General features: G+C 37.3%; 2 protein-coding genes and 2 pseudogenes. All 4 read left to right on the forward strand.

Annotated features, from left to right (window positions below; translation table 11 throughout):
• A pseudogene (locus PN470_RS17800) lies at positions 1-351 on the forward strand (Uma2 family endonuclease); the annotation flags it as partial.
• A gap of 116 nt (positions 352-467) precedes the next feature.
• On the forward strand, positions 468-1,892 hold the full coding sequence (locus PN470_RS17805; protein WP_103112331.1) for a carotenoid oxygenase family protein: 1,425 nt from the start codon (positions 468-470) through the stop codon (positions 1,890-1,892).
• Between the two features lie 45 nt (positions 1,893-1,937).
• A pseudogene (locus PN470_RS22415) lies at positions 1,938-2,003 on the forward strand (DUF4351 domain-containing protein); the annotation flags it as partial.
• A 156-nt stretch (positions 2,004-2,159) separates the two neighbouring features.
• Positions 2,160-2,678 (forward strand): Rpn family recombination-promoting nuclease/putative transposase (locus PN470_RS17810; RefSeq protein WP_442930032.1); only part of this gene is annotated, 519 nt, incomplete at its 3' end.

The following is a 2,678-nucleotide window of genomic DNA, read 5'->3' on the forward strand; positions in this document are numbered from 1 at the left end:
CAGGAAGGACTATTAAGTTCTATACCTGAGATTAAGGGATGGGTTAGTCCTCGGTTAAATATCCGATTTGAATTGAGAGAAGATGGGTTAGAAATTTATAGTTTAGATGGTCAGAAATTTTTAACTTCTCTTGAGTTATCTCAAAGGTTAGAACAAGAGCGTCTTAAAGCTGAAGAAGCAAGTTTACAATTGGAACAAGAGCGTCTTAAAGCTGAAGAAGCAAGTTTACAATTGGAACAAGAGCGTCTTAAAGCTGAAGAAGCAAGTTTACAATTAGAACAAGAGCATCTTAAAGCTGAACGTTTAGCCGAATATATCCGTTCTCTGGGAATTGATCCCGATACTTTATAATGATATAATTTATCGGTTGTGACGAATACTAATTAACTGGTAAACTGCCGAAATTATTGTCATTGAACCTAGTCTAGGGCTATACTCAACTATGTAATCACTAAAAAAGCAAATCTATGAAAGCTTGGGCAAAATCTTTAGAAAAACCAGCAGTGGAATTTTCTGAAACGCAATTAACCTTATTATCGGGTAAAATTCCCGATGGATTGCGGGGTAGTCTCTATCGCAATGGTCCGGGGAGATTAGAAAGAGGTAAGCAAAAAGTTGGTCATTGGTTTGACGGAGATGGGGCAGTTTTAGCTGTACATTTTCATGATAATGGAGCCAGTGCCACCTATCGTTATGTTCAGACTGCTGGTTATCAGCAAGAAAGTACCGCTAATCAATATTTATTTCCTAATTATGGCATGAATGCCCCCAGCTTCTTTTGGAATAATTGGGGAAAAGAGGTAAAAAATGCCGCTAACACCTCGGTGTTAGCTTTACCCGATAAATTATTAGCTCTCTGGGAAGGGGGTTTTCCCCATAAATTAGATTTACAATCTTTAGAAACCCTAGGTTTAGATAATTTATCTAGGTTACAAGCAAAGGAAACTTTTTCCGCTCATCCTAAGCTAGATTTGTCCAGAGGAGAGATTTTTAATTTCGGGGTGACAATCAGTGCCAAAGTTAGTTTAAATCTCTATAAGTCTGACTCCACTGGTCAAATTATCCACAAAAAAACTTTTGATTTAGATAGATTGTCTCTGCTGCATGACTTTGTTTTAGCAGGACAGTATTTGGTCTTTTTCGTTCCACCGATAAAAGCGGATAAATTATTGATACTGTTGGGATTTAAAACTTTTAGTGATGCCATGCAGTGGCAGCCAAAATTAGGAACAAGAATACTAATTTTTGAGCGAGATTCTCTGGAATTAGTCAGTGAAAGTGTTACCGATTCATGGTTTCAATGGCACTTTGCTAATGGTTGTGTGAATGAGCAAGGCAATCTTGAAATTGTTTTTGTCCGTTATGATGACTTTAAAACTAATCAATTTTTAAAAGAAGTTCCCACGGGTAAAACCGAAACCTTAGCCATTGGAAAATTGGCAAGTATTACTATTAATCCCCTATCAGCAAAAGTGATTAATCAGGAAATTCTCTCGGATTTAAGCTGTGATTTTCCAGTGGTTTCCCCGCAACTGGTGGGACAAAAATGGCAAAATACTTTTTTAGCTGTCCATCGTCCTGATAGCGATATTCGTCGGGAAATTATCGGACTTCCTGCTTGTTATAATCACTCCACAGGTAAGTTAACTATTGCTTATCTGGAAAATAACTGTTATGGCAGTGAACCGATTTTTGTCTCCGATGGTTTATCTCCAGAGACAGGATGGTTAATCGTCGTGGTTTACGACGGCAATAATCACAGCAGCCAAGTGAGAATCTATGACAGTCAGCAGTTAGAAAAAGAACCCCTTTGCTGTCTGCAATTACCCAGTGTTATCCCTCCCAGTTTTCATGGTACTTGGCAAGAAAAATCAGAAAAAGGCGCTATTTAGAAAACGGGTTTCTTTGAGAAACCCGTTTTCTGGACTTGTGAGAGAGAAGCTTTATTCGATTTCTCTACGGTTGAAGATTTAATCAATTGGTTAAATACTTTAACTGCTTAGTTCTTACGACTGCCTCAAGACGGAGTTATCGAAAACTTTTTTTCGATCTGGCTTTTATGTGTTATAATATCTACCAGAATTAGACTACTTTCCCCATAATGCCATGTTCTTTGAACTGTTGACTGTACCCATCGAAGCGATCACAGACACATTTACATGACTAACAATATTGACCATGATCGCTTATTTAAGGAGTTAATCTCCACCTTTTTTGTAGAATTTATCGAGTTATTTTTTCCTCAATTGATGGATTATTTAGATAGGGACTCGATTACTTTTTTAGACAAAGAAGTATTTACCGATGTCACGGAAGGAGAAAGGTATGAAAGCGATTTAGTCGCACAAGTTAAGTTTAGAGGAAAAGAATCTTTTTTTCTGATTCATCTGGAGGCGCAGGAAAGTTCCCGCAAGTGGTTTAATCGGCGAATGTTTACTTATTTTGCTCGCTTTCATGAGAAATTTGTCTTACCGATTTATCCGATTGTAATTTTTTCTTATTCAAAGCCAAAAAGAGAAGCGATTAGTCAATATGTAGTCGATTTTCCCGATTTTAAGGTATTAGAATTTAACTATCAAGTAGTGCAGTTAAATCAATTAAATTGGCGAGATTTTCTTAATCAACCGAATCCAGTTGCTTCAGCTTTGATGGCTAGGATGAACATTGCCGAGAAAGAG

Origin of the sequence: Microcystis sp. CS-574 (assembly GCF_028329095.1) — a bacterium.
In the GTDB taxonomy this organism is placed as follows: domain Bacteria; phylum Cyanobacteriota; class Cyanobacteriia; order Cyanobacteriales; family Microcystaceae; genus Microcystis; species Microcystis ichthyoblabe_A.